The following is a 1,618-nucleotide window of genomic DNA, read 5'->3' as shown; positions in this document are numbered from 1 at the left end:
CACGGCAAGTCAAACGGTGGTACAGATTCACTAAAAGTTATGCATAACTCTGCTGATGCAGATATCTGGGGCATTGGTACTCAGTACGAAATCAACGATTTTGCTATCGCACTGGATTACGGTCAGGCGAAGCTAGATTACAACACTGCAACTAAACCAACTGCTAAAGTTGATTTGCTGGGTGTAGGTGTGAAATACCAAGTAATCGAGCAATCTAAAGTTTATGCGGGCTACTATGGCCGTGATTACACCGACTTTAAAAACTGGGATCGTCACGATCTGTACGTAGTTGGTGTGGATTACGCTTATACCAAGAATGTAGTGACTTTCTTGGAATATGCGCATGATGACTACAAATATGCTGATAGCGTGAAAGTTAATTCTTCTGACATGAAGAACGATGACCGTATCGGTCTGGGCTTCCGCGTATACTTCTAATCTGAAGTTATACCCAGTATGTAAAAAACCGGTGCTTGCACCGGTTTTTTATTGCCTGCTGAATGCTGCTTTTCGGTAATATCCCCACTGTTTGTCGGTTGTTGAGTTTTGATTTTTGGCGCTAGAATGTGCCGGTAAAACAGGCGTGATTTTAGCGCCATATTTTATTGATCATCAGCACAGGAGCCAGCATGGAAAGCGGTTTTAAAGATCCCTTCAATATCGGGTATGTCTTGTTGTTTTTACTGGTGTTTTGTATTCCTTTATTACCGGTATGGTTTGGCTGGTTAAAGGTGTTAGCATTACACCCCTAGGCGTGGATAAAACGGTGCTAGGCGTAAAAAACAGGCAGGGGATTATGCGTTGGTTTTATCAGGTCAGTGGTTGTCTGGCAGTGATACTGGGTGCTATTGGCGTGGTATTACCCTTGTTGCCGACCACCCCTTTTTTACTGCTGGCATTGGCCTGTTTTGCCCGATCATCCCCGCGTTGCCACGATTGGTTAATGTACCGCTCTCCGTTTGCCGCTTTACTGCAACAGTGGCAGCGCAATAAAACCATTCCGAAAGCTGCCAAATTACGGGCGGTGTGTTTCATTCTGTGCAGTTTTGCCGTATCTATAGTGTTTGCACCGCTGATTGCGGTAAAAGTGGCTCTCGCCTTGCTGTGCGGCGTTATTTTATGTCTGTTTTGGCGCATTCCTACCAGTGCATGATGTGGTTAGCCCGTAACTACGGTTTATAGTAGATAAAATAATCAATCAGTGGGTTAAAATGAGCATAAACAGCGATCAGCTGATTAAAACAAGAGAATAAAAAAGAGACGCTGACTGTGAAGGTCGCGTCTCTTTTTTAGTTGTGTTGGTTATTTTAATCTAATGTGGTTGGCATAAACTTATACCGAGTGCTCTTGTGTCATACGGTGCAGCATTGGTGCAGTAGCAATCATCACTACAGCGATAACAGCGGTAGCGATACCGATTTGCAAAAACACATGACCATAAATATCGAGCGAAACCAGCGGGTTTTTCACATCACCCGGTGTTGCCGTTAAACTGGCCACATAACCGGAAATAACAGATGCGCCGGCAGACGTTAAGAACCATGCACCCATGATAAAACCCATCAAACGCTGTGGTACAAGCTGAGCAACCATAGCAAGGCCTAACCCTGAAATTAGC

At 44.4% G+C, this 1,618-nt stretch carries 3 protein-coding genes and 1 pseudogene; 3 read left to right on the top strand and 1 reads right to left on the bottom strand.

Annotation, left to right across the window (positions count from 1 at the left end; translation table 11 throughout):
* From ACRC27_RS05465 to ACRC27_RS05455, 3 genes are all read left to right on the top strand, one after another.
* The coding region (locus ACRC27_RS05465; protein WP_438639376.1) for a porin at positions 1-438 on the top strand (438 nt) is incomplete at its 5' end.
* 191 nt (positions 439-629) lie between these two features.
* The gene (locus ACRC27_RS05460; RefSeq protein ID WP_438623053.1) at positions 630-752 is read left to right on the top strand and encodes a hypothetical protein; all 123 of its coding nucleotides are present in this window, start codon (positions 630-632) and stop codon (positions 750-752) included.
* Between the two features lie 44 nt (positions 753-796).
* On the top strand, positions 797-1,153 hold the full coding sequence (locus ACRC27_RS05455) for a YbaN family protein (protein ID WP_438630050.1): 357 nt from the start codon (positions 797-799) through the stop codon (positions 1,151-1,153).
* A gap of 179 nt (positions 1,154-1,332) precedes the next feature.
* On the opposite strand, the pseudogene tppB reads toward ACRC27_RS05455, so the two are convergent.
* Positions 1,333-1,618, bottom strand: a pseudogene (tppB, locus tag ACRC27_RS05450) (dipeptide/tripeptide permease); the annotation flags it as partial.

It is taken from the genome of Plesiomonas sp. (genome assembly GCF_051650925.1).
In the GTDB taxonomy this organism is placed as follows: Bacteria; Pseudomonadota; Gammaproteobacteria; order Enterobacterales; family CAMTGL01; genus Plesiomonas.
This window is presented reverse-complemented; position numbering and strand designations above follow the sequence as displayed.